The organism is Microbulbifer maximicatervae (SeqCode), from assembly GCF_052467225.1.
Genome location: NZ_CP174303.1, coordinates 1,723,102 through 1,749,422 on the forward strand (window position 1 = coordinate 1,723,102; position 26,321 = coordinate 1,749,422).

Consider the following 26,321-nt stretch of genomic DNA (forward strand, 5'->3'; position numbering starts at 1 on the left):
GCCAGTATAGTCAATACGTTCCCGAGGAATGTGATACGCGCCGAATTACGCGTATCCGTAGGTTCGCTCGATGGCTTTGCGGCTGGTTCGCCAAAAGCGAATTCCCAGCAGGATTGAAGCCGTTCCCAAGCCGATACAGACACCGGTCCAATAACCGTATACCCCCCAGAAGCTCTCTCCCAGCCAGTAGGCGGTAGAAAGCCCCACCAGCCAGTAGGAAAATAGCTGTATAAACATGGGCGCACTGGTGTCCTTATATCCGCGCAGTGCGCCCCAGGTCATTGCCTGGGTGACATCCACCAGCTGGAATGCGGCACACAGCAATAGCAGGTTGGTGGCCACCGCGATAATTTCTTCATTGCTGGTGTAGGCCTGAACAAACAGGGTGCGCAGGGTAATCAAAAGTACACCGGTGCCCAGTGCGTAGATTAGCCCGCTACTGATGCCCACTTTGCCACAGAAGCGCGCGCGCTTTGGCCGTCCCTGACCGAGTAGTTGGGCGGTGCGGATACTCAGGGCCTGGGCCAGTGCTAGTGCGACCAAGTAAAAAATCGAGCCCACATTCATGCTGATCTGATGGGCGGCGACAATGGCTGCGCCATAAGGGGCAAGCAAAATAGTAAGGCTGGCAAAAAAAGTAACTTCACTGGCTGCACCCACACAAATTGGCAGGCCAACTGCGAGCAAGTGGCGGAGGGTTGGCCAGTGGGGGCGAGGCGGTAACAGCCTAAGTTTTAGCTTGTGGTAGACCGGATCAGTGTTCGCGTGCCAGAAGAGTGCCAGTGCGATCAGGCAGCTGACCGCTGCGGTCGCCCACCCACATCCTGCCCCTCCCATTGCCGGTATGGGGCCGGCACCAAACACCAAAAGAATATCCAGGGGAATATTTAAAATTGCGGCAGTGATATAGATGCGCATTACCGGGCGCACTTGTCCCATACCCTCACAGTAACCGCGCAACGCCGTGCCGAGTGCAAAAGGCAGGGTGCCGACAGTCAGGGCCAGTACATAGCCCTCCATCACCTTGCGGACAGGCTCTTCCGTGTCTATCCAGTGGCTCCAGATAGGAACCGCAAGCAGGGCGGAAAACACCAGGATGCCACCGATCAGTGCGATCCACAGCGCCTGGTGCAGTTGCCTGGCGCAGCCAGCTTCATCGCGGCCACCGCGCAAGTGTGCAACAACCGGGGAGATAGCAGCGAGCAGGCCGATTAGTGTCACTGCGCAAACAGCCCAAATACTGGCCCCCAGGGCGAGCCCAGCGAGACTTACTTCTCCAGCGCGTCCTGCTACCAGAGTATCGACAACTCCCATGCTCACCACAGCCAGGTTACTGACCACCAGAGGGCCTCCCAAGGTGGTTAGGTGCGACAGTTCGGTTTTAGTGGCATTTCGGTAAAGCTTGAACAAAGAAAAACCTGAGCTCTTGTTACTGGTCTCGATAGAGGGTTCTGGGGTCTGGGCTAATTTTGACAAAAAATTAATCCTGCGGGGGGTTGTTAACAGGCCCTGGCCTTCGCAAATACAGCTGAAAACGGGCGGCGGGCCAAAGTTCTGAGAGGCTTTCAGTCTGCCGGGAGAAGGCGGGGTAGTACTGCAAAAAGGTTCGACATTCTACGGTACAAACGGCGCCTGCGCCCAGTGCTGATTACGGACTTTCCTCAAGTAGTTTGGCCACAATTTCTGCCTTATTAATGATGCAGTCGTGGTTTATTGCTACCTCCCGATAAAGCCACCCGCTTATCCGCTTTGCTTTGCGGCTACTGTAGACGGCTGGTGGGTATTCGGGTTGGGTACAGTGAATGAAAGTACACGGCGGGCCCTGTTCAGGAGAGCGTTTTAAGTGGATGGGGTCCAGTAGCGTTTTGATAGGGTGCGGGGTCATACGGCGTTTTAGCCAGTTGATATCATCTGGCTGGGTTATCCCCAAGGCTTCTGGAGATGGAGGCATAATACAGAGAGTACCGTCGATATCCTGTGCCTGCTTGAGCCGCTGCTCTTCAATACCGCTGGGGAGTTGGCTGCTGAATGGGCGCCCGGGCTCTGGAACAGCGCCATCCAGGTAGATCAAGCGGTGCACCCGCTCGGGTAGAGCGTCGGCGGCACCGGTTGCAGCCATTCCCCCAAAGCTGTGGCCCACAAGGGTGACTTGCTGCAACTCCTCCCAGAGGATTGTATTGACTAGGTCCTGGATAAAGGTATCCAGGCCAACGGAGGGGGAGAGTAGGTGTTTGCGTTCCCCCAGGCCAGTATGGGTGGGGGTGAGTACTCGATGCCCATTACGCTGCAAGAGGTGGGCGACTCTGCTCCAGCACCAGCCTCCATGAAATAGCCCGTGGACCAGTACGTAAGTTTTCCCCACTAGGTTGCCCTCAAGTTACTTGGGTTCTGCAAGCATAGATGTGCTTTCTGGGGCGCTGAGATAGTGCGGTGTAAGAGTTGGCGATATCACTCGACTAAAGTGAACAAAGACACTGATAAGAGAGTGAGCTAAATGAGTGGAGCTATGAATAGTCTGAGCGGTTGGTACAACTGCTTTGTACATTATGTACGCAAAATAGACTGGCTGGGGCCATTATTACTACGGATTTATTTGGCGCCAATTTTTATCCTGGCCGGCATGAATAAGATGAATAATATCGAAGATGTTGCTGCCTGGTTTGGCAATCCCGATTGGGGGTTGGGGCTTCCAGCGCCGATGTTGATGGCGTGGATAGCTGCATTGGTGGAATTCTTTGGTGGTATCGCTATCTTGCTGGGCGTAGCGACTCGGCTGGTGGCGATTCCCCTGATGTTTGTGATGGCAGTGGCAGCCTATACGGCCCACTGGGAGAACGGTTGGTCTGCGTTGCCGGATAAAACCTTGAGTGTGCCCTGGGAGTGGCGCAAGGACCTTATCGATGAAGCTTCGGTGCGTAAAGAGAAGATTGTTGGTTTACTCAAGGAGCACGGCAATTATGAATGGCTTGTGGAAACTGGAGGAGTGACCATCCTGAAAAATGGTATTGAGTTTGCAGCTACCTACTTCATTATGCTGCTGGTGCTATTTTGTAGTGGGGCGGGGCGGTTTTTCAGTGTGGATTACTGGCTGTGCCGTCACTATAGCGGGCAGGGAGCCCCATAGAGATGTTATACTCGCCGATTATTTGAACATTTGAGCGAGTATTTCACTTGATAGGAAAGTTGTTCCGCCGATCCTCCTCCAAAGAGGATAAGGGCTCCCGCCGGGGAGAAGACAGCTCCGGACGCCGAAAAGAAGGGCAAAAGCCGTCTGATAAGGCTGCCAAGGGGCGTACAAAATCCGCACAGGCGGAGGGGAAGTCGCGCCGGGGCGGTAGCAAAAACGCTCAAAAAGGGCGCCAGCGCAGCAGAAAGCCAGCGGGACCCGCAGCGCCCTGGTCCTTGGATGAATTCCAGGTCCCGGAACAGGAGGGCAAGGTCCGCTTCCACGACCTGGGGCTGCCCAATGAGTTGATGCACGCTATCCACGACCTGGGTTTTCAGTATTGCTCGCCGATTCAGGGCCGCTCCCTTCCCCATACCCTCAATGGCCACGACCTGGTGGGTAAGGCACAAACCGGTACCGGTAAGACAGCGGCCTTCCTGATCACAGTGATTGACGATTTGCTCAAGCACCCGTTTGAAGGTGAGCGCTACGCCGGCGAAGCCCGCTCCCTGATTATCGCTCCGACCCGTGAACTAGTGATGCAGATTGCCGATGATGCCAAGGCACTGTGTAAACACACCGAGCTGGAAATTCATACCCTGGTGGGCGGTATGGATTACGACAAGCAGCAGAGAAACCTGAATGAGCGGCTGGTGGACATCTTGGTGGCGACGCCGGGTCGCCTGCTGGACTTTGTCAGCAATCGGGACTGCTTCCTGGATCAGGTGGAAGTCCTGGTGATCGATGAGGCGGATCGCATGTTGGACATGGGCTTTATCCCCCAAGTGCGCCGCATTGTTCGTCAGACGCCGCGTAAAACTCATCGCCAAACTATGTTCTTCTCCGCCACATTTACTCCCGAAGTGGATGATCTGGTGGAGCAGTGGACAGATGATCCGGTAGTTGTGGAGATTGAGCCGGAGAGGGTTGCCACGGATACCGTAGAGCAGCATGTCTACCTGTCCGCCAGCGAAGAAAAGTACACCCTGCTTTACAATATTGTGCAGCGGGAAGAGGTAGATAGCCTGATTGTATTTGCCAACCGCCGCGACCAATGCCGCCGCTTGCACGAGCAGCTTCTGGCCCACGGTATTTCTGCGGGCCTGCTCTCCGGTGAAGTGGCGCAAAACAAGCGGGTTCGCACCCTCGATGACTTTAAGTCTGGCAAAACCAAGGTACTGGTGGCTACCGATGTCGCCGGGCGTGGCATCCATATTGATGGTATCAGCCATGTGGTGAATTTCACCTTGCCTGAAGAGCCGGAGGATTACGTTCACCGCATTGGCCGAACTGGCCGAGCGGGTAAAACGGGCACCTCTATCAGTTTTGCCTGTGAAGATGATGCGATGCGCCTGGAGCCTATTGAGCAGTTGCTCGGTGGCAAGCTCAAGTGTGAAGTTCCGCCCGAAGAGCTTTTGGTTGAGCCACCCAAAGTGAAAGTTCAGCGCAGTCACGGCGATCGCGATGGGCGTCGCGGTGGCTCTGGAGGCCACCGTCGTCCACGTCGGCACTGATTTTTTCTTATGCTGCAAGGGAGTTTGTGTCCCTTGCAGCCCCCCAATTTACCAGAGAAAGTCATTGTTAACTCTTACTTTTTAATGTCTTAACTTATTCTGGGATTTGGAATATATAAAATAATTACGTTAGTGGTTTTATTTCCCCCTAAATTAAAAAAGATATAGTTGATTAGAATCAAAGCTCAGCAGTTTGAGGCTAACTCTGTAGTGTTGGGCTTAGTGTTTACTTTGGTAGCCCTCATTCAATAAAAAGTTAGTAAATACTCGAATAATGCGTACCCTCTATCTACATATAGGTTTCCATAAAACCGGCTCAAGTTCTCTTCAGTTAGCGATGAAAGAGCAGGAACAAACTCTGAGTGAAGCCGGGTATGAGTTTTTGTCCTTGGGAAAAAAGGGTAACTCTTCGGGATGTGTGGAAGTCTCTAGCTGTACTGGTCAGCTCAGATTTCAGTTGAATACAAGACTGGATGAATTGCTCGCATCAAGTAGCGGTGAGAAAGCGATAATATCGGCAGAGCATCTCTGTTTTTTGCATCAACGTGAAAGTGTCGAATTGGTTCAGCGTACCTGTGCCAAGTATTTCGATAAAATTAATGTGATTGTGTATTTACGCAGACAGGACTTGCAGGCGATATCCTTTAAAAAGCAAGGAGCCAGAGGAGCTGTTGCTTACCGCAGCTCTTCCAGTAAATTGTTTGGACATAGTGAAGGTGCTTTCCCAGCTTTCACTAAGGATATCGAGACTTACTATGATTATTTCTCCAAGTTAATTCTGTGGGAGTCTGTATTCGGCAAGGCTGCTTTAAGCGTTCGCTCTTTTACCCGTGACGCCCTTCAGGGGGGAGATATTGTCAGTGACTTTCTCGCATTGCTGGGAGGTGACATAGACATTTCAGGAAGGCGGGTCAATGAGGGGGTGGGAAGAAGGGAATTCCTATTGACTCACAAGTTATTGGAATTGGGAGTGGCTGAGTCGGAGCTGCTGAAGCTGAAACCAATGATGTTGGAAGAAAATACTCGGTTGGTACCTTCTGAAAAGGATGCCCAAAGTTTCTTTATGCACTTTAGCGATTCAAATCGCCAATTGAATGATCACTTTTTGAAGAATCAATCTGGCTTGGCATTTGATAGTGATTTTTCAGGGTATCCTGAGTGGGGAAATGACCGGATTACAGCGCAGGATTTATTCAGTTGGAGCCCACAAATCTTGGCGTCTGGAATTCAAAAACCAGAGGGTTTACGCGATGCATTACTGGCTGACAGGATTCGACAAATACGGAGCAAGAGTCTCTCGGGCGAGGTGCTTAACAGTGAGCTGGAGTACTTGGAAAAATGCTTGTCGGCTACAGCTTGTGTTTCTAAGGGTAGGCAACCTTGGTATCGCTGGCTGAAAAAGAAAAAAGCTACAGGCCGCTAATATAAAAAGCCCTCTATTCCTGAGGGCTTTTTTGGGGGGCATTTGAAGTTAGATTACTGAAGAATAGGAGTTTCAGTTCCCAGATCCCCTTCAATACGCAATCTTTCAACCCACAGAGCCGTACCGCCAGCAACTGCCGCAGGCATAATAAAGATATTTAAAATCGGCACCATTTTGGCAAGCATCACGGTCCCACCAAAGGTAAGGCTAGTGAGTTTACGGCGGCGCAGTACCGTTTTTAATTCATCGAATGGCCGTTGGTGGTTATCCAGTGGGTAGTCAACGTATTGAATAGCCATACACCAAGCGCCCCAAACTGCGGTGAGCACTGCGGGGATAATAATGGTCCAGCTGGTGATGGTGGCAATTATAAATACGATCAAACCCCAAAATATAAAGTAACCCAGCTTACGCAATTCCCGGCCCAGGGTACGCCATACCATTTGCATTATCGGCTCGGCAGGAGGAGCTTTACCGGTTAGCAATTCTTCTACTTTCTCAGCGAGCAAACCGTTAAAGGGGGCGGCAATAATGTTGGTGATGACGCTAAATAAATAGCCGTAAGCAAGGAAAAATAGGAAAAGCACTATTAGTGCAATAATCCAGGCCAGCCAGCGAAAAACACTGGCGGTCCATGCTGCACCCTTGGCCATAATAGCTTCCCACCAGGACATATTCTCCGTATTTACAGGCGTGTGAGAAAGCAGGCTACTTATATAATCGGTAAGCCCTCCGAGCTGTGAAATCATTATGCTACTGATAATAATAAACAGCACCAGATTTATTAGTAATGGCACCAGGATAAATGGGCGTAACTCACGCCGGGTAATCAAGTGGATACCGCGCACCAATGCGTCGATACCGTGAACGGGATTTGAAGTCATACTCTCACCTTTCGCTGGTACGATGCCTAAATTTCCAGAGTTCTCAGTTGGCGCCAGCGGCTTTTAAAATCTCGCTATATTCTGCGCCCTGGCGGTGTTCAGCAATACGTGCCAGCAGAGTTTTCCCATCGGGACCAGGACTGTTCAGATCCAGGCCTTCAGCGAGAAACAGCTTAACAAATGTGGCAAAACTCTCTGCTTTCATGCTTCGGTAGGCGCGCTCGAGCAGGTGAAAATCCCGGTTTACGCCTGCGGGGGCTTCACCAATCAAGAATCCAGCAATACGCTCCTCGTCAAAAACTTCTCCGAGTACTTTCTGTTTGTCTTTTTTCAGGCTCAAAACTATATCCTTGCTACATAAATAGGGGGCGGGCGAAGCCCGGCCCAGGTCTTGAAATGTTGAGGGTTAAAGCAGTGCGTCCAATTTTTGTTTGAGGATTTTATTAATCATCTGCGGGTTTGCCTGCCCTTTGGACGCTTTCATAATTTGCCCGACGAAATACCCCATCATTTTGGGGCGCTTTGATTCATCGGCCTTGCGGTAGTTTTCTACTTGGGCATCGCTTGCAGCGATCACTTCATCCACCATTTTTTCGATAGCGCCGGTATCAGAAACCTGTTTCAGGCCGCGTTTTTCGATGACTTCGTCGGCACTGCCCTCTCCGTCGGCAATAGCCTCGAATACCTGTTTGGCGATTTTGCTGGAAATGGTGTTGTCTTTGATCCGTGCGATTAGTCCAGCTAGCTGGTCGGCAGAAACCGGAGATTGTGAAATAGTAAGTTCACGACGGTTGAGCAGCGCTGCCAGTTCACCGTTAATCCAGTTGGCGGCAAGCTTGGATTCGCCACAGGATTTACTCACAGTTTCAAAATAGTCTGCACTGGCACGCTCCTGTGTCAGCTGGTCTGCATCATAAGCAGATAGCTGGTATTCCGTTTGGAAGCGGGCTGCTTTTGCATCGGGCAGTTCTGGCAGGATGCTGCGCAGTTGCTCGACATATTCATCGGTGAGTACAACTGGCAGCAGGTCAGGGCAGGGGAAGTAGCGGTAATCATTGGCCACTTCTTTGCTGCGCATAGAGCGGGTTTCATTTTTGTCCGCGTCGTAGAGGCGGGTTTCCTGGGTAATGGTACCGCCGTCTTCCAAGATGTCGATCTGACGTTCAGCTTCGACTTTAATTGCGCGCTCGACAAAACGGAAAGAATTGATGTTTTTTAATTCTGTGCGGGTGCCGAGTTTTTCTTCGCCTTTTAAACGTACGGATACATTGGCATCACAGCGCAGTGAGCCCTGGGACATATCACCATCGGAAATGCCCAGGTAGGTTACGATACTGTGAATTTTTTTCAGGTAGGCCACAGCCTCGGCGGCACTGCGCATATCCGGTTCAGAGACAATCTCGATCAGCGGCGTACCTGCGCGGTTCAGGTCGATACCAGACATCCCGTGGAAGTCTTCATGCAGGGATTTACCTGCATCCTCCTCCAGGTGGGCGTGGTGCAAACGCACTTTCTTACTGCTGCCATCTTCCAGGTGAATTTCCACTTCACCTGGGCCGACAATAGGCTGATCCAATTGAGTGGTTTGATAGCCCTTGGGCAAATCTGGGTAGAAATAGTTTTTGCGTTCAAAAACGGAGCGCTTGCCGATCTCTGCGTTCATCGCCAGGCCGAACATTACTGCAAAGCGAAATGCTTCCTCATTCGGTACCGGCAGTGTGCCCGGCATGGCCAGGTCCACGGCGCAAGCCTGGGTATTCGGCTCGGCGCCAAAGCGGGTGCTGGCGCCGGAAAAGAGTTTTGACTGGGTAGAGAGCTGGACGTGAATTTCCAACCCGATAACGATTTCCCATTCCACAATTTATCTCCTTATACGGCGCTGGCTTTGTGCCAGTCGGTTACCTGTTGGTATTGGTGGGCGATATTGAGCATGCGCGCCTCTTCCAGGTAATTACCGGTTATTTGCAGGCCCACTGGCATATTGTCCACCAGGCCACAGGGTACAGACATGCCAGGTAGTCCGGCGAGGTTGGTGGCGATGGTGTAGATATCCTCCAGGTACATAGCTACCGGGTCAGCGCTCTTTGCGCCAAGCTCGAAAGCGGGGGAGGGGGTCGTGGGGCCCATAATCACATCCACTTTTTCGAATACTTCGACAAAGTCCTGCTTGATCAGGCGTCTGGCCTGTTGGGCTTTGTTGTAATAAGCATCGTAATATCCGGCGGATAGGGCGTAGGTGCCTACCAGGATGCGACGCTGCACTTCTTCGCCGAAGCCTTCACCACGGGAGCGCATATAGAGATCGCGCAGGTCCTTGGGTTCTTCACAACGGAAGCCATAGCGCACCCCATCGAATCGAGAAAGGTTGGCAGAGGCTTCAGCAGGGGCGATCACATAGTAAGCAGGTATCGCTAACTCGGTATGTGGCAGGCTGATATCGACCAGTTGCGCACCCAGCTTTTCAAACGCTTTCAAAGCCTCCTGAACCCGGCTTGCGGTTTCAGGGTTAAGGCCCTCCTCAAAGTACTCTCGGGGTACTCCGATCCGCAGCCCGGCGATCGGGTTATTCAATTCGGCGGTAAAGTCAGCGGGCTGCTGCTTCAGGCTGGTGGAATCTTTCGGGTCGTGGCTGGCCATGGCGGAGAGCAAATAAGCAGCGTCTTCCGCATTGCGGGCTATGGGGCCGGCCTGATCCAGGCTGGAGGCGTAGGCAACGATACCGTAGCGGGAAATGCGCCCATAGGTGGGCTTCAGTCCGGTGGTGTTTGTCAACGCTGCCGGCTGGCGGATAGAGCCGCCGGTATCGGTAGCTGTGGCGCCGGGGATCAGTTGTGCAGCAACTGCCGCAGCTGAGCCACCGGAGGAACCGCCGGGCACACAGCGGGTATTCCAAGGGTTTTTTACCGGGCCGTAAAAGCTGCTTTCGTTGGATGAGCCCATGGCGAATTCATCCATATTGGTCTTGCCCAGGGAGACGGTTCCGGCAGCGTTGAGGTTATCTACCACCGTGGCATCGTAGGGAGGGATAAAATTATCCAGCATTTTTGAGGCGCAGCTGGTGCGCACGCCGTTAGTGCAAATAATATCTTTGTGGGCGATGGGCACACCGCACAGTGCCGGTGCCTCCCCGTTGGCCAGGCGTTGGTCGGCGGCCGCGGCTTGCGCTAGGGCACTCTCTTCAGTGACGGTAATAAAACTGTTGTAGTTACTGTCCAGTTGCTGGATGCGGCCGAGTAAATGGCGGGTTAGCTCTGTACTCGAGAACTCTTTGCTCCGCAATCCATGGATGATCTCGGCGATAGTAAGCTGATGCATATTATTCCCTTAAAGGCTCTAGACGGGCTGAGGGCTGGGTATTTAGGTGAACTTCGTCAGTGTTGGGCCGGCTAATCAATTACTTTGGGAACCAGGTAGAGGCCTTCTTCGGTTTGGGGAGCCAATTCTAGGAAGTCTTTGTGCTTGTCAGTCTCTGTCACTGCGTCGGCACGCAGCTCCTGGACTTCGTCCAGTGGGTGCGCCATCGGGGCGATACCATCGGTATTGGTGGATTGCAGCTGGTCGACCAGTTGCAATACATCGCCGAGGCGGTTGCTGACTTCTTCGATGGTTTCTTTGGATATGGCGATACGGGCCAGTTCCGCCAGTTTTTCTACAGTTTGCGTATCCACTGCCATGGTGATGGACTCCTCCAGCTTGAGTTGCGAGTCGAAAACTGCCCGGATTATTTGCGGCGGGCAGAACCGGCAAATTTAGCACATTGGGGTTATATTCTCACCGGCTCCGGCAGTAATGGATAGTGGGCCTCAAATGACCTCCCTTCAGCCTTGCCCTGATGCCTAGCGGTTGTTAGAGTTTGCCGAATCCTGCCGAGTGATGAGAGACTCCGGTATTTTGCGTAGAATCCGATTCGAAATGCGGCTCGGAACTCAGAATTATTTTTGCGGACTAATTAGGATTTGTATCCATAAAAGAAGCCGCGCCCGCAGTGCCCGACCTGGGGGCTGATAATTAGTACAAGGTAATCGAATTCCATGTTTAAACGTTTGCGGGGTATGTTTTCCAGTGATCTCTCCATCGACCTGGGAACTGCCAACACGCTGATTTACGTTCGCGATCGCGGCGTAGTACTCGACGAACCCTCAGTCGTCGCAATCCGTCACTACAATGGCCAGAAAATCGTTGAGGCTGTCGGAGTAGAAGCCAAACGCATGCTCGGCCGGACTCCTGGCAATATTACCGCTATTCGCCCGCTGAAGGACGGTGTTATCGCCGACTTCCAAGTGACCGAGAAAATGTTGCAGCACTTTATCAAGAAAGTGCATGAAAATAGCTGGATGCGCCCGAGTCCGAGAGTGCTGGTGTGTGTTCCCTGCCAGTCCACAGAAGTGGAGCGCCGCGCGATTCGCGAGTCGGCCCTGGGTGCAGGTGCTCGCGAAGTGTCACTGATCGAAGAGCCCATGGCCGCTGCCATAGGCGCAGGTTTGAATGTCGAGGAAGCGAGCGGCTCCATGGTGGTGGATATCGGTGGGGGCACTACCGAGATCGCCATTATCTCCCTGAATGGTGTGGTTTATTCCGATTCGGTGCGTATCGGCGGTGACCGTTTTGATGAAGCTATCGTCAACTACGTGCGTCGCAACTACGGCAGTGTGATTGGTGATGCAACTGCTGAACGGATCAAAGAGGAAATTGGCTGTGCTTATGCAGGCAGTGAAGTTCGCGAAATTGATGTGCGCGGACGCAATCTGGCCGAGGGCGTGCCTCGCAGCTTTACCTTGAACTCCGACGAAATTCTCGAAGCCCTGCAAGAGCCTCTGACAGGTATTGTGCAGGCTGTTAAAAGTGCGCTGGAGCAATCCCCTCCCGAGTTGGCTTCTGATATCGCTGAGCGCGGTATGGTGCTGACTGGTGGTGGTGCTCTGTTACGCGATCTGGATCGTCTGTTGATGGAAGAATCGGGCTTACCGGTAATTGTTGCCGATGACCCGCTGACCTGTGTGGCGCGGGGGGGCGGTAAAGCGCTGGATATGTTGGATCGCAGCCGTCTCTACCTGATGTCTAACTAGTAGACATCGGTATTATGAAAACTGCTAGGGAGCTTGTGGCTATATCCGCAAGCTCCTTGTAATAAAAAAATGCGAGTCATCTTCTGTGGCTTGTGCTGTTCTCACCATCTTTGATTGACCTGTTAAGAGGGGATTGCCTGTGAAACCGCTATTTACCCGCGGTCCCTCTGCCGAATACCGCCTGGGCTTTCTCATCATACTCGCGATCTCGCTGATCGTTTCCGATCATTACACCAATTGGTTTCAGCCTGTTAGAGAACGCTTATCAGGAGTTATTGCTCCACTGTACTGGGTTACAGGAGCCCCCGAGCGTGTGGGCGATTGGGCCGATGAGCAGTTTCGCTCACGCGAAGAACTGCAAGAGGAGAATAGCCGCCTCAAGCGCCAGGTTTTACTGCTGGAGCAGCGCAGCCAGCTATTGGCGGCCGTAAAAGCGGAAAACACTCAGCTCAAAGAGCTGATGAACTCAGCAGAAATGGTCGATGACCGAGTATTGGTGGCTCAGGTAATTGGCGTTACCCCGGACCCTTTGGAGCATGTGCTGCTGATTGACAAAGGCCGCGATGACGGCATTGATATCGGTACCCCGGTAATGGATGCCAGTGGATTGCTGGGGCAGGTGATTGAAGCTGGCGACTCCTATAGTCGTATCCTGCTGATAACTGATTCCAGTCATGCCATTCCCGTCCAGGTTCTGCGCAACAGTATGCGCACCGTCGCCGAGGGTACAGGTGACCTGTATCGCCTGAAGTTACGCCATCTTGCTAATACCAGTGATATTCGGGAGGGCGATTTGCTGCTCAGCTCCGGCTTGGGTAGTCGCTTTCCCGCAGGTTATCCGGTCGGGGAGGTTATCTCGGTGCAGAGAGACCCGGGTAAACCTTTTGCGGAGGCTGAAGTGTTGCCGAGGGGGCGGATGAATCGCAGCCGCTTTGTATTGGCGGTCATTGGCAGTGGAGGACATTCTGTTGCAAGCGAATAACCGCTGGTTTATCGCGGTCACTATTCTGCTGTCACTGCTTCTCTCGGTTATGCCCCTGCCACAGCAGTGGCTCTGGTTTCGGCCGGCATTTCCGGCTTTGCTGGTGATATTCTGGATTACCCGAATGCCCCAGACCTTCGGGGTGGGGTTCGCTTGGATGATCGGTATTGTCCAGGATTTGGCTACGGGGGCGAGCTTGGGAACCCATGCCCTGGCCCTATCGGTACTCGCCTATTTCAGCTTACTGACTTACCAGCGCACCCGGGCATTTAATCCGGCCCAGCAATTGTTGTGGGTATTTGTTCTGGTGGGCATTCATCAAGTGGTGGGCAATTGGGTGCACGGCCTTGAAGGTAAATCGGTACCCGGGCTGACGTTCCTTTGGCCCGCCCTGACTACAGCCCTGCTCTGGCCCTGGGTGACCCCGTGGCTCAGGGGGCTTTCCGGGCGTTTACACGTTCGTTGACCGTCTCGTCGGCACTGTAAATCAGTGTAAAAAATCGATCATTTTTCGAACAGTGCCGCTATAATCAGCCGCTGACCCACAGGGAATATGTAATAGAGTGACAACAAGCGCTTCAGAAAATCGACTTCTTTTGGCCTCTGGTTCGCCGCGCCGCGCCGAACTGTTGGCCCAGATTGGGGTGCCTTTCTCCCAATTGTCCCCCGCTGTTGTAGAACAACGCCAACCTGCTGAAAGCCCTCTTGAGTACATAGAACGCTTGGCCCACGACAAGGCTGTCGCCGGGTTTCAAGCCGCTGACAGCCCGCAGGGACTCTGGTCTTTGGGAGCGGATACGGTGGTTATGGCAGGTGAGAGGCTGCTGGAAAAACCCCAAGATTTTGCTGACTTTGAGTCCATGATGCTGGCGTTATCGGGAGGAGAGCACTCTGTTTTCACGGCAGTGTGCTTGCGTTCACAGGATCGACAGTTTAGCCGAGTAGTGGAAACTCGAGTCAGGTTCCGTCACTTGTCCAAAGTTCAAATAGCGGATTACTGGAGTACCGGAGAGCCTGTCGATAAAGCTGGCGGTTACGGTATTCAGGGTTTTGGTGCCGCCTTAGTAGAGGCTTTTAGTGGCAGTTACAGCAATGTTGTAGGGCTCCCATTGGAAGCTGTAGTCCCCATGCTGGATCATGCGGGCATTCCCTATTGGCAGGAGGGCCAATCTTGAGCGAAGAGCTGTTAATTAATGTTGCGCCGACTGAGACCCGGGTTGCGCTGGTAGAAAATGGTGTGCTCCAGGAGGTCTACCTGGAGCGGAGTGCGCGGCGAGGGATTGTAGGAAATATCTATAAGGGAAAGGTGATTCGCGTACTGCCCGGGATGCAGGCCGCTTTTGTTGACATTGGCCTCGAGCGTGCGGGCTTTATCCATGCCTCGGATATTGCACCTCTCGACGAAGAAGGTATGGAGGCGCGGGATGCCGAGGTGGCGGATATCCGCGCGCTAGTCAGAGAGGGGCAGTCACTGATCGTCCAAGTAGTGAAGGACCCTATCAGCAGTAAAGGTGCCCGGCTGACTACCCATCTGTCGGTTTCTGCACGTTACCTGGTGTATATGCCGCAGACGCGCCATATCGGTATCTCTAATCGAATTGAAGACGAGAACGAACGCGAGCGATTGCGCCAGTTGGTTGAAGCAGCTTCTCTACGCCTCGCGGAAGATGGTTTGTCGGCCGATGGGGGCTTTATTTTGCGTACCGTTGCCGAGGGGGTGAGTGAGGAAGAGCTGCTGAGAGATATCCCCTTTCTGTACAAATTATGGGGGGAGCTGGATGAGCGCATTAAGGAGCGTCCAGTGCCTTCGGTTATCTATGAGGACCTTCCACTATTTATGCGTGCATTGCGTGACCTTGCGCGCCCTTATACCGAAAAGATTCGTATAGACTCCCGAGAGGCCCACGGCCGTGCGGCAGAATTTGCCGGTAAATATGCGCCGGAAATTGCCGGTCGCCTGGAACACTATCCCGGTGAGCGCCCACTGTTTGACTTATACGGTGTTGAAGAAGAAATAAGAAGGGCACTACACAACAAAGTCACCTTGAAGTCTGGCGGCTACTTGATCGTAGAGCAGACAGAGGCGATGAGTACAATTGATGTCAATACGGGTGCTTTTGTTGGGCATCGAAATCTTGAAGAGACTATCTTCAAGACCAACCTGGAGGCCGCTACAGCGATTGCCCGCCAGCTGCGTTTGAGGAATCTGGGTGGGATTATCATTATTGATTTTATCGATATGAAAGACCCCGAGCACCAGCGACAAGTCTTGCGCACCCTGGAAAAGACCCTGGAGCGCGATCATGCCAAGTCCAGTATCACCGGGGTCTCCGAACTGGGGTTGGTGGAAATGACTCGCAAACGCACCCGTGAGTCACTGGGGCAGATTTTATGTGAGCCTTGCTCTGTTTGCAGTGGTAGGGGCACCTTAAAGAGTGCGGAGACAGTTTGCTTCGAGATTTTCCGCGAGATTATTCGAGAGGCGCGCTCTTACGATAGTGAAAAAATTATGGTACTGGCCAGTCAGGTGGTAATAGATCTTTTACTGGATGAAGAGTCGGCTAATGTCGCCGATCTTGAAGAATTTATTGGTCGGCCGATTCAGTTCCAGGTAGAGCCCATTTACAACCAGGAGCAATATGACATTGTTCTTGTGTAATCCATTATTCACTCGCCAGCAAGCTAAGAGAGCTTATTGTCAGCGCTCGGTCCATGCCTGTTTGGTGGTGAGGGTATAGCGATGGTTGTAATACGCTGGATTGCAAGAAAGTTCTGGTTACTGTCGGTAAGTTTGGTGATTGCACTGGCAATCATCGTGCAAACAGGCCGACTGCTGTCCCCGCAGGTAGAGAACTATCGTCCCCAGATTAGTCATTGGCTTAGTGAGCAGCTAGGCGTTCCTGTACAGATGGATCGTATTTCCCTGCGTTGGGAGGCCCTTGAAGTTGCATTGCAGCTGGATGGACTGCGTCTGGGGGAACACGGTGAGCTGAAAATGGGGCACGGCCTGTTCCAGCTGGATCTACTTTCCAGTCTCTGGAACCGGGAATTGGTCTGGAAAGACCTGCAAATGAATCAGTTTTCGGCCGGGCTCAACCGCGATGAAAATGGCCTCTGGTATCTACAGGGGTTTCCCGATGCCCCGCTTAAGCTTGAAGGTAGCACTGCACCCAATCCCGAAGCGGCAGATCCGGCCCGCCTATTCCAGTTGAGCCCCAAAATTCAAATCAGTGATGCAGCGATCACTGTGCGCCTTCCCGATGAGCAGCTGGCAGAAATCAATTTGCCTGAAATCCAGCTGGAAAATAGCGGGGATTTTCACCGACTGACTGCACGGGCTTTTATTTCCCGTGAAGGGGAGAGTAGCCAGGTTGATGAAGAGACCCTACGGGTTGTGTTAGAGGGGCGGGGCAATCCCAAAGATAAAGAGCACTTCTCACTGCGCGGCTATATGCAGCTTAATGAGTTGCTACTGGATGAAGACATTGTCAGCTTGCTTCACGAACTCACCCCGTTACCCGACCGGTTTCACTGGCAGGGGAAGAAGTGGGCAGACGGCCGCTTGTGGTTGCATAGTGATGCCGTAAGTGGGTATCGCATAGTGGGCCAGGTGGACTTGGCCCAAGTAGAAAGCCTGACCGATATGCAAAGGGCAGGAGAAGATATAGAAGAGCATACACTGGCTCCGTTGCGCGCTTTTTCTGGCAACTTGTCGGGCCGCTGGTTGCCGGGAGAGCACTGGCGATTAGCGCTGCAGGATATTGAAATCGATTGGCAGGGCTTGAAAATGCCGTCGCTGAACCTGCAGGTTAACAGTGACCAAGAGGGTATAGCCCTGATGGCCGATCTGGTCGATCTCGCTGGTTGGAGCAGTATCTTAAATCGCTTGTCGTTACTTGAGGGGGCTGCAGATGAATGGTTGCGTGCACTAAAACCTCAAGGTCGGTTGCGCAGCCTGCGTCTGCGAGCTGGCGCGGACCGGCAGTTAGAGATCAGCGCAAACTTGGAAGATATTGCGGTCGAGGCGTTTCGAGGGGCCCCGGCAATTACTCAGTTGAGTGGATATCTTCAGGTTGAGGGCGCCAGTGGCCGGGTTGAACTCGACGGTACCCCCCTCGGAGCGCACTTTCCCAGTCTGTATAAGAGTGCTTTCGGATTCGATCAAGCCAGCGGCACCATTGCCTGGGATGTCGATAAGGCGTTGAACGAAGTCAACGTATTGTCGGGCCCGCTGATGCTTGGCAGTGAACTTGGTCAGGTCGGTGGTCAGTTTATGCTGTCACTACCCTTCCACGCCCAAACACGACCTGTGGATCTGGTGCTTTCCCTATCGATAAAAGATGCGGGGGTTATTACCCAGGAAGAGCTGGTGCCATTTGTGGTTAGCGATGATTTGCGCAGCTGGTTGAAAACTGGCCTGGGTAAGAACAATCAAGGGCGCGTTGAGAGTGCGGCCTTTATCTATCGAGGCAGCAGTTATAGCAAAGAGGGTAAAGAAGAAACCCTTAAAGCATTCGCGACTCACCAGAAGCGCAGAACGATTCAGTTGGCACTCGATTTTTCAAATGCGAGCCTGGACTACGCCAGTGAGTGGCCTGAGGTCAGGAATGTGGACGGCCGTTTGTTGCTCGATGATGAAATTGTGCGGGTCAATGCCGATAAAGCCAAGCTCTGGAATATGGATGCTGGAAATATTCTGGTTGCGGTAACCCCTCAGAAGAGTGGAGGCTCACGCCTTGATGTACAAACTGAGGTGGTTGGACCGGCTGCCGATGGTTTGCGACTATTGCGTGAATCACCACTCAGGGATCACCTTGGAAGTGCCTTTGATGATTGGAGCCTGACTGGGAGTTTGGATGGCGCTGTATCCTTAACTTTACCCTTGGGACAGTCATCCGTAGTTCCCGAGCAACAGGTTGAAGTCAATCTGAAGCACGGTGACCTTCAACTGAAAGGGCTCCGCCTCGATGCGACTGCGTTGAATGGTTTGGTGAAATACGATAGTGCGACAGGCCTTGAAGGGACCCAGCTGAATGGCAAATTGTGGGGCCGCCCGCTGACTGCTCGTATCCAACATATTGGCGAGGGGGATGCACGGGATACCCAGGTGGTTATCGACGGCAATGCATTGGTTGAGTCGGTACACGCTTGGAGTTCGCGGCCAGAACTGCAGTGGCTGGAAGGAGAAATGGATTATCAAGCCCTGGTGACCATTCCTGCAAAATCAGCGGAAACCCCTTACGCCGCAGTATTTGAACTCACTTCCAACCTGGCCGGTGTGGCTGTAAACCTGCCTGACCCACTTGGCAAGACGGCGGAAACAGAAACCAATTTTGTATTGCGAGTGCCGATTGGAGAGCAGGGCAGCTTGTTCCACTTGGACTATGGAGAACATTTACAGGGGCAATTCTGGCTGATTGATGGAGAGTTAGATCGGGCTGCAATCGCCTTGAATGCTGAGGCAAATTTGCCCTCCAAACGGGAGTTGACGGTCACTGGAGATATTTCCACTGTTGACCTGTCTCGCTGGCAGTCTCTACTGGATGTTTACCAGTTGTCTGAACCAGCGAAGTCAAGCGCTGCCAGCTCTGTTGCAAGTACCACAGAAAACCAAGGAGAGGCTGAGGATAGTGCCAATGAGCCACTTCCGATTCGCCTGGATCTCAGTACAGACCAGCTTCGGTTGGGCTCTGCAGAAATTGAGCATATCCATGTTACCGGTGAGGGAGTGGGGACAGATTGGAAGCTCAAATTTGACAGTGAAATGATTGCAGGAAGTCTAACAGGCTTATTGGATGGCAGTACACCGTTACGCCTCAAGCTGGCTCATTTGCGTCTGCCTCAGCCAGAGAAACCGGCTGAAGTCAGTGATGGAGCTTTTCCCTCAGACCCCTTTGCGGAGGAGGTAGTAGCGGATCCTTTGGCTGAGTTTGATTTTACTAGTTTGCCTCAAATCGATTTTAGTACTGATAACCTTCAAATAGGTGAAGAGGCCCTGGGTCCCTGGTCATTTAAGTTGAGGACAGCTGCAGATCGTTTGGTGGTGAGTGATATCCACGGCACGGTGAGAGGGTTCCGCATCGAGGGACAGGGCAAACACAATGGCGAGCTAGGTGCAGAATTGGTGTGGATGAGGGATGCCGAGGGGCAGCAATCATCACAATTTATCGGCCGATTGGTGGCTGATGATCTTGCAGATATCCAGCGCAAGATGGGCCATGAGCCGTTGATTGAGAGTAAGTCAGCGATCTTTGAAACTGCTTTGAAGTGGGAGGGGGCCCCGACTCAGGTGAAAGGAAGCCTTCTCTCCGGAGAGCTTAAGGTTGATATTCGCGATGGCCGATTCCTGCGATCAACCGGTGCGACAGGCTCTACCGTGTTGCGTCTATTGTCACTGTTTAATTTTGATACCTGGGCGCGACGTTTGCGTCTTGATTTCACCGACCTTTACAAGAGTGGTATGGCTTTTGATAGGGTGCGTGGTGAAGTAGTCTTTGAAGGCGATGGTCAGCTTTTAATCGCTGTACCCATCCAGGTAGAGGGGCCCACCAGTGAACTGCAGATGGCGGGGCGGGTTAATTTAGTCCGCGAAGATCTGGATTTAACGTTGGTGGCTACTTTGCCAGTTGGGAATAACCTGGCTTTGGTTGCAGCGCTAGCCGGTGGTTTGCCTGCAGCTGCGGGAGTCTACCTGATCAGTAAGGCATTTAAAAAGCAGGTTAAAAAGGTCGCCAGTGTCAGTTACCGAATTAGTGGCGGTTGGTCAGACCCGCAAATGCGATTTGAGAAATTGTTTGATGGAGATGGCGCCAAACGTGAGGGAGCGGTTCTGGACCACGAGGGGAACAAGACACAGGTTGGGGTCGGTTCTGAAGAGAAGTCCCCACCTGCAGCTTGAGTTTTAATATCCAGAGGCAGCGTGCAATAGCCATCTAATCTTAGTGATGATCCCCTGTAAAAGGAACACTCTAGATGGCGTTGCATTCATTATTGCCCCTCCTTCTTTTTACAGCCGTCACCCTTTCGGCGTGTTCTGAGGCAGATGACCACCAGCGCGACCAGAATATGACGGTCGCTCAAGCTGAAAAGCATATTGCAGAGGGGACTGATCTCGATCAGATCCCTAAGTCTGTGTGGAAGCAGATCCTGCCAGAGGATCGCTATAAGGTTCTCTGGAAAAAAGGTACCGAGCCCGCTTTTAGTGGCAAGCTTCTGAATAACAAAGAGAAAGGGATTTATGTCACAGCGGGTTGCCGTTTACCGGTTTTCAGCTCTGAGCAGAAGTTTGAATCGGGCACTGGTTGGCCCAGCTTTTGGGATGTTGCCTACCCACAAAATATTGTCTTAAAGGACGATTACAGCTGGGGCTTGAAGCGGACTGAGGTGTTATCAAAGTGCGGGGAACACTTGGGGCATGTTTTTAAAGATGGCCCGGAGCCCACTGGTTTACGCTACTGCCTAAATTCTCTCGCCCTGGAATTTGTGCCGGCTTCTGGGGATAAGAAATCGAAATAACTTCTGGTGTCTAGATTGCGGGCGCTGCCAGCCAGTTAACTCTGGAGCGCCCGGAGCCCTTATTCCGCTTCCTGGATAAAGAAGTCGCGAAGATAGCGGAATAATTTTCGTTGATTGGTTGGTGGCTTATTGTTTTTGATTTCTCGATGGGAGTCCCTAATCAGTTGGCGCAGCTGTTGATGGTCGACACCGGGATGCTGGTCAAAGAACTCACCCTGGGCACTATTGCCTTCTTCCAGTAGTCGTTTGCGCCAGTCTTCAGCCATTTTATCGAAACGCAGGTGTTGTTGGTCGCGCTCTTTAAAGCGGCTCAGCACTGTTTCTATCGCTTCTTGGTCGGCACTGCGCATCAACTTGCCGATGTACTGCATCTGGCGCCGGCGAGCTTCATTGGATTTGATCCGATGTAGCGTAGCAATAGCCTCCTGCAAGTCCTCATCTATGGGGACTTCAGCCAGTTGGGCCTTGGAGAGCTCGGTTAGTTGCTTGCCGAGATCCTGCAGCTCGTGCATTTCTTTTTTGACCTGAGTTTTACTTTTCGGCAGGTCGTCATCGTAATCGTCGTATTCGTACATCTTTGATTCGCTTTCGGTAAATAAGGGGGCTTGGTCCAGAGGTGATTTAGCTAAAGTACCAAGTGGCCAAGCCCAGAAAAGACATAAAGCCTACTACATCGGTGACTGTAGTAAGCGCTACCCCGCCGGCCAGTGCCGGGTCTATATTCATGGCACGCAATGCTACTGGTAATATCGCTCCGGCGAGTGCGGCGGTTAATAGGTTGATTATCATGGCGGCAAGGATAATGACCGCAATCCATATATCGCCAAACCACATGGCGGTTATCAAGCCCATCACAAGCGCCCACAAAAGAGCATTGAGTGCCGCCGAACCCAGCTCACGGGAAAGTAGCCAGCTCAAATTACTGCGTCCTATCTGGCCTAAGGCCATACCGCGAATGACCACTGTCAGCGTTTGGCTACCGGCCACGCCCCCCATGCTGGCGACGATGGGCATTAGGACTGCTAGGGCTACCACCTTGTCCAGGGTATTTTGGAACAAACTGATCACCCAGGAGGCAAGCAGAGCTGTGAGCAGATTAATACCCAGCCAAACGGCCCGGCGCCGCGCAGTGCGCCCTACTGGGGCAAAGGTGTCTTCCTCCTCATCGAGGCCGGCAAGGCTCATCAGGGAGTGGTCCGCATCCTCTCGGATAACATCTACTACATCGTCAATGGTGATTCGCCCCAGCAGGCGGTTATCCTCATCGACTACTGGTGCGGTAATCCAATCATATTTCTCAAACAAGCGCGCGACTTCAGTGTCGGGCATATCTGCGGGTATCGGTTCCACATCGGTATTGACCACTTCGCGAACTGTCACCGATGGGTCTGTGGTGAGAAGTTTGGATAGTGGCAAGAGACCGATATATTGGCCCCTCCGGTTAATCACAAAAAGGCTGTCGGTAGATTCCGGTAGTTGTTCATGGCGCCTAAGGTAGCGAAGTACCACATCGAGAGTCAGGTTGGGGCGGACAGAGATGGTGTCCGTATCCATTAAACCGCCGGCCGTGTTCTCATCATAAGCGAGAACACTTTCAACCCGGAGGCGGTCGGTTTCCGTCATTGATGAGAGCACTTCGGCAACAACTCGCTCCGGCAGCTGCTGAAGTATATCGGCGATGTCGTCGGCATCCAGGCCTTCCATCACCTCCACCATCTCCTCGGTATCCATAGTGGCGAGGATCTGGCTGCGCACATCGTCGGTGAGTTCCTGCAGAACCTCACCCTCTATTTCCCTGTCCACCAAATTCCAAAGTACCTGGCGGATACGGGGTGGAGAGCTCTCCAGCAATTGCGCAACACTCTGGGGAGTCAGGGTCTTGAGCATGCGCCGGACTTCTTGCCCCGTACCGCTATCCAGCGCGGCATACAGCTCACCCAGCTGATTCTGTGCGCGGAATTTGATTTCGGCTTGGGGAGAGCTGGGCACAACAAGTCCTTACTGCTAGTGGTGGATTTGGGAGGCGATGTAAAAGCTTAGCGATTTAATGTTTAGAGTGAGCTTTTCGCGGCAATAGTATACTGGCCTCTATTCAGCTTCGCCGAATCGATCGGAGATCAGTGTGCTGATAGCTTCCAGGGCGGCATTTTCATCTGTCCCCTCTATTTCTAGTTCCAGCTCCGTGCCTTTGCCTGCAGCTAGCAACATTAGGGCCATCACACTTTTTCCATCTACGGCTTTACCCTGGCAATGCACTTTAATATTGGAGCAGAACTTGGAGGAAGTCTGCGCGAACTTGCTTGCAGCGCGGGCGTGCAAGCCGAGTTTATTGATGATGGTCAGTTGGTGTTTCTGCATTGCGCTGCTCGACAAAAATCTATTTTTGTTGCTCCCTGTGGCGTATCTGGACGTTATCAAACTCTTTGGAAAATTTCTTTACCAGCTGTTCAACCATATAAACTGATCGATGTCGGCCCCCTGTGCAGCCGATAGAGACACAGGTGTAGCTGCGATTACTTTTCTGGTAGGAGGGCAGCCAGTTTTCCAAAAAGTTGGTGATGTCAGCCTCCATCTTTGCGGTCTCTGGGTGAGAGCGCAAGAATTCAGCGACCTCGATGTCCTTACCGGTTTTTTCTCTTAGAGCTGGTTCCCAGTAGGGATTGGGTAGACAACGTAAGTCAAAAATCAAGTCTGAATCCACAGGCACGCCATACTTGAACCCGAAGGACTGGAAGAGAATCGCCATGCTGTTTGATTGTTCACCAACAACACGATTTTTAATCAGTTCGCGCAGTTGGTGCAAACTCAGGGTGCTGGTATCAATAACCATATCCGCAATGGTTGAGATAGGGGTGAGCAGCTCTTTTTCCTGATTGAGAGCTTCTAGCAAATGGGTGCAATCATTGCTGAGAGGGTGCTTCCGTCTGGTCTCACTGAATCGCTGTACTAAAACCGGCTCGCGGGCATCGAGATAGATAACATCACATTGAACCCCTGTCTCGCGCAAGGACTCAATAACACTGGGAGCCTGTCTTATGTCTTGCCAGAGGTTGCGGGCATCGACGCCCAGGGCCAGGGGTGTGTTTTCTTTTGGCGGTTGTGCCTTGACCCTCTTAACCAGCTCCGGGAGCAGGCTGGTGGGAAGGTTGTCGATACAATTGAAGCCGACATCTTCCAGTAATTGCAGTGCAGAACTTTTTCCGGAGCCGGAGCGTCCACTAATTATCACCAAGCGCATGGAGAGCCCTTTTCTTTGATCAAGTCTTTATTATTTCGCTTGTTGCACTACCTGAACAATGAGGCGAATGTCAGCTCTGAGACTCAGTTACTAACAAAACCTCCTCTAGGCGGCTGCGGTACTATCAATAGCGAGGGCATATAGCTCATCACTACTTTGTGCTTGCCTTAGCTTATCTCTAACCTGGCTGTTGGAAAACAGAGCGGCGATTTCGGCTAGTGTATCCAGATGTTCCTGCTCAGCATCTTCGGGGACCAGAAGAGTAAATAGCAAATCGACAGGCTGGCGGTCGACAGAGTCAAAATCAATGGCGGGCTGGGTGGTACAGAGAACCCCAATGGGGCTATCACAGCCGGGTAACCTGCAATGGGGAATGGCAACACCATCGCCGATACCGGTGGAACCAAGGCGCTCACGGGCGATCAGTTGGTTAAAAACTGTATCGGAGTCGTGTTGGGGATATTGTTCGGCGATGGCCTGGGCAATATTGAGCAGTAGCTTTTTTTTGCTGCTCCCCGCCAGGTGGCAAAGGCTAAGGCGGGGAGAGAGTAATGCTTCCAGTGTCATAGTTCAGCGATGGTTCTGCAACTTCTCTTTGTGTTTTTTCAGTTGGCGGTCCAGCTTATCGGTGAGCGCATCAATTGCCGCGTACATATCTCTGTCTTCGGATCCAGCACAGAGGTCGTGACCGTTTATGTGTACCGTCGCCTCAGCTTTTTGGATCAGTTTTTCGACGGATAAAATTACTTGCGCGTTGGTGATGTTGTCGTAATGCCTGGACAGCTTCTCCATTTTGCTTTCGCAGTAGCTGCGCATAGGTGAGGTAACGTCAACGTGGTGGCCACTAATATTGATCTGCATGGATTTCTCCTTAAAGGTGCATCACAAGCCGGCGCTCACCCCCTATCGGGTCGCAACCCTACTAGGAAGTGGGCCAGAATGGAAGGATACACTCAAATTTTGGATTTTGGTTGCAGGTTGGGGGCGGAAGGCGCCAGTAGCGTATGACTAGAGGTGGGTTAGGGGTCAGATTAATTGGCTGTATTTAGGGTGTGACTTAAATGAGCCTCTTTCTCTCACTTGAGGAGGGGATACCCATAGATTCGCGGTATTTCGCTACCGTTCGGCGCGCAACCTTGATGCCTTGCTTGTCCAGCTCCTGGGTGATCTTGTTATCTGATAGCGGCTTTCGAGGTACTTCTGTGTCAATCAGCTTGCGAATCAGGGCTCGAATGGCGGTGGATGACGCATCCTCACCGGAATCTGTGCTGACGTGGCTTGAGAAGAAATATTTGAGTTCGAAAACTCCCCGTGGAGTCAGCATATATTTTTGGGTGGTCACTCGGGATATGGTGGATTCATGCATGCCAATGGTTTCAGCAATATCTGCCAGAACCATTGGTCGCATTGCCTCTGGGCCTTCCTCAAAAAAGCCTTGCTGCTTATCCACAATGGACGTGGCGACCTTTAGCAGGGTGTCGTGGCGGCTCTGTAGGCTCTTCAAGAACCAGCGGGCCTCCTGCAAGTGATCCCGCATGAAATTGTTCTCCCGGGAGTTGTCCGCCCGTTTTACCAAGGAGGCGTAGTGGCCATTAATCCGGATCTTTGGAGTGATTTCTGGATTGAGTTCGACCAGCCAGCGGTGATCCTTGCGGGACACAATAATGTCGGGAATGACATAAGCGGGCTGTTCCCCGCTGAACTCCTCACCTGGGTTGGGGGTTAGTGTCTGGATAAGGCGGATCACCTCGCCGAGCTGGGCTTCGTTGAGGCGTGTGCGTCGGGTGAGCTGCCTGAAATCCCTTTTACCAAGTAATTCCAGGTGGCGCTCAATAATGGTCTGCGCTTCCTTTAGCCACAGAGTTTCCGCTGGTAGCTGCTTGAGCTGGAGTAGAAGGCATTCTTGGAGGTTTCTGGCCCCACAGCCAGCTGGTTCGAATTGTTGTACAGCTTTAAGGACTGCAACTACTTCATCTTCTTCGAGCTGAAGGGAGGCGGCTACGTCATCAACGGTGGTATTGAGAAGACCGTTTGGGTCGATGGCGTCAATAAGGTGCTCGCCGATCCATTTATCGTGACTGGAAAGTGCTGTCAGGTTTAATTGCCAGCGCAAGTGGTCTTGAAGCGTGTCGGTGGAAGAGTTGCGCTCAAAATTGGGGTCGTCGCCCTCGGCGGGGCCACTGTAGCTGCTGTAAATGTCGTCCCAGTGAGAATCAACCGGCAGCTCTGTTGGAATATCCTGGTTCCAGTCGGAATCACCAAGCTCTTTTTCCTCAGCGGCTGCGTGGTTTAAATCCTCTCCTATAGCGGCTGGTGGCTCTTGTTGTGCATTGCTCTCGGTATTGGCTGTTGCTTGTTGAGCCAGATCTTCACCCTCAGCTTCCAGCATTGGGTTGCTGTCGAGGGCTGCCTGGACTTCTTGCTGTAAGTCTAGTGTGGAGAGCTGCAGGAGGCGTATTGCCTGCTGCAACTGGGGGGTCATGGTTAGCTGTGCGCCGAGCTTGAGCTGGAGAGACTGCTTCATAATTTAAAG

General features: G+C 52.4%; 24 protein-coding genes. 10 read left to right on the forward strand and 14 right to left on the reverse strand.

Annotation, left to right across the window (positions count from 1 at the left end; genetic code table 11):
- Window positions 1–45: 45 nt before the first annotated feature.
- On the reverse strand, window positions 46–1,476 hold the full coding sequence (locus ACJJIZ_RS07505; protein WP_413663066.1) for an MATE family efflux transporter: 1,431 nt from the start codon (window positions 1,474–1,476) through the stop codon (window positions 46–48).
- A gap of 172 nt (window positions 1,477–1,648) precedes the next feature.
- A complete protein-coding gene (locus ACJJIZ_RS07510; RefSeq protein ID WP_444911393.1) occupies window positions 1,649–2,362 on the reverse strand; it encodes an alpha/beta hydrolase in 714 nt (237 codons plus the stop codon).
- A 144-nt stretch (window positions 2,363–2,506) separates the two neighbouring features.
- Between ACJJIZ_RS07510 and ACJJIZ_RS07515 the strand changes: the two genes are divergently transcribed.
- From ACJJIZ_RS07515 to ACJJIZ_RS07525, 3 genes are all read left to right on the forward strand, one after another.
- The gene (locus ACJJIZ_RS07515; protein ID WP_444915718.1) at window positions 2,507–3,124 is read left to right on the forward strand and encodes an HvfX family Cu-binding RiPP maturation protein; all 618 of its coding nucleotides are present in this window, start codon (window positions 2,507–2,509) and stop codon (window positions 3,122–3,124) included.
- A 47-nt stretch (window positions 3,125–3,171) separates the two neighbouring features.
- Window positions 3,172–4,680 carry an ATP-dependent RNA helicase RhlB gene (gene rhlB, locus ACJJIZ_RS07520; protein ID WP_444915719.1) on the forward strand — a complete coding sequence of 503 codons (1,509 nt, stop codon included), beginning with the start codon at window positions 3,172–3,174 and terminating at the stop codon, window positions 4,678–4,680.
- Between the two features lie 274 nt (window positions 4,681–4,954).
- Entirely contained in the window at window positions 4,955–6,103 is a 1,149-nt protein-coding gene (locus tag ACJJIZ_RS07525; protein ID WP_444915720.1) for a hypothetical protein, read from the forward strand.
- 53 nt (window positions 6,104–6,156) lie between these two features.
- Here the strand turns inward: ACJJIZ_RS07525 and cysZ are convergent, their stop codons facing one another.
- From cysZ to gatC, 5 genes are all read right to left on the reverse strand, one after another.
- Window positions 6,157–6,987, reverse strand: a complete 831-nt coding sequence (cysZ, locus tag ACJJIZ_RS07530) for a sulfate transporter CysZ (protein ID WP_444915721.1) — start codon at window positions 6,985–6,987, stop codon at window positions 6,157–6,159.
- Window positions 6,988–7,030: 43 nt separating this feature from the next.
- On the reverse strand, window positions 7,031–7,327 hold the full coding sequence (locus ACJJIZ_RS07535; RefSeq protein ID WP_108734243.1) for a PA4642 family protein: 297 nt from the start codon (window positions 7,325–7,327) through the stop codon (window positions 7,031–7,033).
- A 66-nt stretch (window positions 7,328–7,393) separates the two neighbouring features.
- Entirely contained in the window at window positions 7,394–8,845 is a 1,452-nt protein-coding gene (gatB, locus tag ACJJIZ_RS07540; protein ID WP_444915722.1) for an Asp-tRNA(Asn)/Glu-tRNA(Gln) amidotransferase subunit GatB, read from the reverse strand.
- Between the two features lie 11 nt (window positions 8,846–8,856).
- On the reverse strand, window positions 8,857–10,302 hold the full coding sequence (gatA, locus tag ACJJIZ_RS07545) for an Asp-tRNA(Asn)/Glu-tRNA(Gln) amidotransferase subunit GatA (protein WP_444915723.1): 1,446 nt from the start codon (window positions 10,300–10,302) through the stop codon (window positions 8,857–8,859).
- 71 nt (window positions 10,303–10,373) lie between these two features.
- The gene (gene gatC, locus ACJJIZ_RS07550; protein WP_444915724.1) at window positions 10,374–10,661 is read right to left on the reverse strand and encodes an Asp-tRNA(Asn)/Glu-tRNA(Gln) amidotransferase subunit GatC; all 288 of its coding nucleotides are present in this window, start codon (window positions 10,659–10,661) and stop codon (window positions 10,374–10,376) included.
- 357 nt (window positions 10,662–11,018) lie between these two features.
- Here gatC and ACJJIZ_RS07555 point away from each other — a divergent pair, with 357 nt between their 5' ends.
- The 7 genes from ACJJIZ_RS07555 to msrB all read left to right on the forward strand — a co-directional run bounded on the left by ACJJIZ_RS07555 (window position 11,019) and on the right by msrB (window position 20,550).
- On the forward strand, window positions 11,019–12,053 hold the full coding sequence (locus ACJJIZ_RS07555) for a rod shape-determining protein (protein WP_020412569.1): 1,035 nt from the start codon (window positions 11,019–11,021) through the stop codon (window positions 12,051–12,053).
- 139 nt (window positions 12,054–12,192) lie between these two features.
- On the forward strand, window positions 12,193–13,035 hold the full coding sequence (gene mreC, locus ACJJIZ_RS07560; protein WP_413663056.1) for a rod shape-determining protein MreC: 843 nt from the start codon (window positions 12,193–12,195) through the stop codon (window positions 13,033–13,035).
- On the forward strand, window positions 13,022–13,501 hold the full coding sequence (gene mreD / locus ACJJIZ_RS07565; protein ID WP_444896337.1) for a rod shape-determining protein MreD: 480 nt from the start codon (window positions 13,022–13,024) through the stop codon (window positions 13,499–13,501). Before mreC ends, mreD begins: the two co-directional genes overlap by 14 nt.
- 97 nt (window positions 13,502–13,598) lie before the next feature.
- Window positions 13,599–14,210: a Maf family protein gene (locus ACJJIZ_RS07570; protein ID WP_413663054.1), complete on the forward strand. Its 612-nt coding sequence runs from the start codon at window positions 13,599–13,601 to the stop codon at window positions 14,208–14,210.
- Window positions 14,207–15,694, forward strand: coding sequence for a ribonuclease G (gene rng, locus ACJJIZ_RS07575; protein WP_413663053.1), 1,488 nt, complete (start codon window positions 14,207–14,209; stop codon window positions 15,692–15,694). Before ACJJIZ_RS07570 ends, rng begins: the two co-directional genes overlap by 4 nt.
- Before the next feature lie 36 nt (window positions 15,695–15,730).
- On the forward strand, window positions 15,731–19,933 hold the full coding sequence (locus tag ACJJIZ_RS07580) for a YhdP family protein (protein ID WP_444915725.1): 4,203 nt from the start codon (window positions 15,731–15,733) through the stop codon (window positions 19,931–19,933).
- Window positions 19,934–20,007: 74 nt separating this feature from the next.
- A complete protein-coding gene (gene msrB, locus ACJJIZ_RS07585) occupies window positions 20,008–20,550 on the forward strand; it encodes a peptide-methionine (R)-S-oxide reductase MsrB (RefSeq protein ID WP_444915726.1) in 543 nt (180 codons plus the stop codon).
- Window positions 20,551–20,609: 59 nt separating this feature from the next.
- On the opposite strand, the gene yjgA is transcribed toward msrB, so the two are convergent.
- From yjgA to ACJJIZ_RS07620, 7 genes are all read right to left on the reverse strand, one after another.
- Entirely contained in the window at window positions 20,610–21,125 is a 516-nt protein-coding gene (yjgA, locus tag ACJJIZ_RS07590; protein WP_444896341.1) for a ribosome biogenesis factor YjgA, read from the reverse strand.
- 46 nt (window positions 21,126–21,171) lie between these two features.
- On the reverse strand, window positions 21,172–22,539 hold the full coding sequence (gene mgtE, locus ACJJIZ_RS07595; protein ID WP_413663049.1) for a magnesium transporter: 1,368 nt from the start codon (window positions 22,537–22,539) through the stop codon (window positions 21,172–21,174).
- Window positions 22,540–22,638: 99 nt separating this feature from the next.
- Complete coding sequence (locus tag ACJJIZ_RS07600) at window positions 22,639–22,908, reverse strand: HPr family phosphocarrier protein (RefSeq protein ID WP_413663048.1); 270 nt, start codon at window positions 22,906–22,908, stop codon at window positions 22,639–22,641.
- A 19-nt stretch (window positions 22,909–22,927) separates the two neighbouring features.
- The gene (gene rapZ, locus ACJJIZ_RS07605) at window positions 22,928–23,788 is read right to left on the reverse strand and encodes an RNase adapter RapZ (protein WP_444907483.1); all 861 of its coding nucleotides are present in this window, start codon (window positions 23,786–23,788) and stop codon (window positions 22,928–22,930) included.
- A gap of 105 nt (window positions 23,789–23,893) precedes the next feature.
- Window positions 23,894–24,355 (reverse strand): PTS IIA-like nitrogen regulatory protein PtsN, encoded by a 462-nt coding sequence (ptsN, locus tag ACJJIZ_RS07610; RefSeq protein WP_444896344.1) that lies wholly within the window; start codon window positions 24,353–24,355, stop codon window positions 23,894–23,896.
- A gap of 3 nt (window positions 24,356–24,358) precedes the next feature.
- Window positions 24,359–24,649 carry a ribosome hibernation-promoting factor, HPF/YfiA family gene (gene hpf / locus ACJJIZ_RS07615; protein ID WP_108734230.1) on the reverse strand — a complete coding sequence of 97 codons (291 nt, stop codon included), beginning with the start codon at window positions 24,647–24,649 and terminating at the stop codon, window positions 24,359–24,361.
- Between the two features lie 196 nt (window positions 24,650–24,845).
- Window positions 24,846–26,312, reverse strand: coding sequence for an RNA polymerase factor sigma-54 (locus ACJJIZ_RS07620; protein WP_444915727.1), 1,467 nt, complete (start codon window positions 26,310–26,312; stop codon window positions 24,846–24,848).
- Window positions 26,313–26,321: the final 9 nt, after the last annotated feature.